The organism is Micrococcus sp. HSID17227, assembly GCF_003989405.1.
Taxonomy (GTDB): domain Bacteria; phylum Actinomycetota; class Actinomycetes; order Actinomycetales; family Micrococcaceae; genus Micrococcus; species Micrococcus luteus.
Map to the genome: position 1 here is coordinate 1 of NZ_RBLN01000247.1, position 3041 is coordinate 3041.

3 protein-coding genes are annotated in these 3041 nt (G+C 74.9%); all 3 read left to right on the forward strand.

Annotated features, from left to right (window positions below):
* A partial coding sequence (locus tag D8M29_RS10250; RefSeq protein ID WP_148111578.1) for a TlyA family RNA methyltransferase occupies positions 1–727 on the forward strand: 727 nt, incomplete at its 5' end.
* 113 nt (positions 728–840) lie between these two features.
* Positions 841–1929, forward strand: a complete 1089-nt coding sequence (locus D8M29_RS10255; protein ID WP_127435595.1) for an NAD kinase — start codon at positions 841–843, stop codon at positions 1927–1929.
* Positions 1926–3041: DEAD/DEAH box helicase (locus D8M29_RS10260; RefSeq protein WP_127445948.1), on the forward strand; the 1116-nt coding region annotated here is incomplete at its 3' end. The genes D8M29_RS10255 and D8M29_RS10260, both read left to right, overlap by 4 nt.

The window sequence follows — 3041 nt, forward strand, 5'->3', positions numbered from 1 at the left end:
GCGCCGGCCCGCCGACCGCGTGGCCGCCGACGCCACCCTGCGCCTGCGCGACCCGGGCCCGCGGTACGTCTCCCGTGCGGCCCACAAGCTCGTCAGCGCACTCGAGGCATTCCCGGACGTGGGCGTGGCCGGCCGCCGAGCGCTCGACGCCGGGGCCTCCACCGGCGGATTCACCCAGGTCCTCCTCGAGCGGGGCGCCGAACGGGTGGCCGCCGTCGACGTGGGCCACAACCAGCTGGCCCCGCCCGTCCGGGCCGACCCCCGCGTCCTCGTGCGCGAGGGGCTCAACATCCGCGACCTCACGGCCGAGGACATCGACGGTCCGGTGGACCTGGTGGTCTCCGACCTGTCCTTCATCTCGCTGCGCCTCGTCCTCGCCCCGCTCGCGAGCGTGTGCCGACCCGGCGCCGAGCTACTGCTCATGGTCAAGCCCCAGTTCGAGGTCGGGCGGCGCGCCCTGCCGCGCTCCGGTGTCGTGACCGATCCCGACGCCCGCCGCCACGCCGTCGTGGGTGTGACCGCGGCCGCGCTGGGCGCCGGCCTCGCACCGCGCGGCCTCGCCCGATCCGGCCTGGCCGGACAGGACGGGAACGCCGAGTTCTTCCTGCGGCTCCGCCGTCCCGACGCCACCGCGGCCGACAACCCGGCAGGCGGGACGAGCCCGGCCCCGCCCGCCGGCGAGCGCGCCGCCGGGTGGGTCCGGGGCGCCCACATCGACTGGTCCTGACCCCCGACCGGGGGACACCGCCCGTCCACGGGCGCGGGGCCACCGGTTCGCGTGTCCGGTCTCGTGGCTATCCTGGAGCGCAGTGCCCGGCACCCCGGCTCGCGGAAGGAACCATGCCCTACACCCCCGGACGTCGCATCCTCGTCCTGACCCACACGGGCCGCGAGGACGCCATCAGCGCGGCGCTGCAGGCCACCCGCATGTTCGCGGAGGAGGGCCTGGTCACCGTCATGCTCGAACAGGACGTGGCCGCCATCCGCGCGGCCGCGGGGGACCCCCCGGAGTTCGCGCCGGAGACCCTCGGGGTCGACTGCGAGCTCGAGGACATCACCCTCGGCCTCGTCCTCGGCGGCGACGGCTCGGTGCTGCGGGCGGCCGACTTCGTCCGCGGCTACAACGTGCCGCTGCTGGCGGTGAACCTGGGCCACGTCGGCTTCCTCGCCGAGTCCGAGCGCACCGACCTGCACCGCACCGTCCAGGCGATCGCCTCGGAGTCCTACGTGGTGATCGAGCGCATGGCCCTGGACGTCGTCGTGCACGTGGAGGGCCGCGAGGTGGCCCGCACGTGGGCCCTCAACGAGGCCTCCGTGGAGAAGTCCCACCGGGAGCGGATGCTCGAGGTGGTCGTCTCCGTGGACAACTCGCCGCTGACGTCCTTCGGCTGCGACGGCGTCGTGCTGGCCACCCCCACCGGCTCCACGGCCTACGCCTTCTCCGCCGGGGGCCCCGTGGTGTGGCCCTCCGTGGAGGCCCTGCTGTGCGTGCCCATCAGCGCCCACGCCCTGTTCACCCGCCCCCTCGTGGTGGGTCCGCGCTCCACGATCGGCGTGGACGTGCTCACCCGCACCCGCGAGACCGGTGTGCTGTGGTGTGACGGCCGGCGCACCGTCGAACTGCCGCCGCAGGCCCGGATCGAGGTGTCCCGGTCGGCGGAGCCGGTGCGCCTGGCCCGTCTCAACCCGACGCCCTTCGCGGAACGGCTCGTGCGCAAGTTCCGGCTGCCCACGGACGGCTGGCGCGGCCCCGTCACCGCCCAGGAGCGGGCGGGCGTGCTCCACGCGGTGGAGACCGTCGAGCCGCGGCACGCGGGGCCGCGTCCCGACGTCGTCGAACCGGCCACCATGCCGCTGTCGGTGCTCTCGCCCGCGGACATCCAGCGCCACCGCGACCGCGGGGCGCGTCACCCCGGGGAGGACGCATGATCGACCATCTGAGGATCTCGGGGCTCGGCGTGATCGGCGAGGCCACCGTGGACCTGGACCCCGGCTTCACCGTCGTCACCGGCGAGACCGGCGCCGGCAAGACCATGGTGGTCACCGCCCTGGGCCTGCTGCTCGGCGCTCGCGCCGACGCGGGCGCGGTCCGCCGGGGCTCGTCCCGTGCCGTCGTGGACGCCGGCGTCCGCCTGCCCGAGGCGCACGCCGCGCTCGCCCTCGCCGAGGACGCCGGGGCCGTGCTGGACGAGGCCGACGAGATGCTGGACCTCGGCTTCCTCCCGGACGTCGAGACCCTGCTCGCCGCCGTCCCGGCCGTGCGCCAGACCATGCTGTTCTCGGCCACCATGCCGGGTCCCGTGGTCGCGATGGCGCGCCGTTACATGACGCAGCCCACCCACATCCGCGCGGCGGACCCGGAGGACGAGGGCCTGACGAAGAAGGACATCCGTCAGCTCGTCTACCGCGCCCACCACATGGACAAGGACGAGCTCGTGGCTCGCGCCCTGCAGGCGGAGGGCCGCGGCCGGACCATCATCTTCACGCGCACCAAGCGCACGGCAGCCCGCGTGGCGGACGAGTTGACGGCGCGCGGCTTCGCGGCCGGCGCGCTGCACGGCGACCTCGGCCAGGGCGCCCGTGAGCAGGCGCTGCGCGCGTTCCGCAACGGCAAGGTGGACATCCTCGTGGCCACCGACGTCGCGGCGCGCGGCATCGACGTCGACGACGTCACCCACGTGTTCAACTTCCAGGCGCCGGAGGACGAGAAGACCTACGTGCACCGTGTGGGCCGCACGGGCCGCGCCGGCAACAAGGGCGTGGCGGTGACCCTCGTGGACTGGGAGGACATGCCGCGCTGGTCCCTGATCGACAAGGCGCTCGGCCTCGGCCAGCCCGAGCCGGTGGAGACCTACTCCTCCTCCCCGCACCTGTTCTCCGACCTCGACATCCCGAAGGGCACGAAGGGCCGCCTGCCCCAGGCCAAGCGCGTGCTCGAGGGCCTCGAGGGCGAGACGCTCGAGGACCTGGGCGGACCCGAGGCGAAGCAGCGCGACGGCGGCCGCGGACGGGGTCGCGAGGGCGGCCGGTCCCGTGACGGC

Coding starts and splice junctions, on each gene's coding strand:
- D8M29_RS10255 (WP_127435595.1), top strand. CDS start 841: ATGCCCTACACCCCCGGACGTCGCATCCTCGTCCTGACCCACACGGGC.